1 pseudogene is annotated in these 234 nt (G+C 49.1%); it reads left to right on the top strand.

What is annotated here, in order from left to right:
• Window positions 1-234 (top strand): annotated as a pseudogene (locus Q4528_RS16290) (peptide ABC transporter ATP-binding protein); the annotation flags it as partial.

Below are 234 nucleotides of genomic sequence, written 5' to 3'. Positions count from 1 at the left end.
GGTATTGGTCGAGCAATGGCCACCCATAGCAAAGCCATTTTGTGTGATGAACCCACCTCGGCACTTGATCCTGAATGGGTGGGCGAAGTGCTGGCCTTGATAAAAAAACTGGCCCAGCGAAAGCAAACCCTAATTATTGTCACCCATGAAATGGCCTTTGCAAGAGAAGTAGCGGATCGAGTGGTATTTATGAGTGACGGGACAATCGTAGAGCAAGGTAGCCCAGAGCAACTA

Source organism: Staphylococcus pasteuri, assembly GCF_030547725.1.
Lineage (GTDB): Bacteria > Bacillota > Bacilli > Staphylococcales > Staphylococcaceae > Staphylococcus > Staphylococcus pasteuri.
This window is presented reverse-complemented; position numbering and strand designations above follow the sequence as displayed.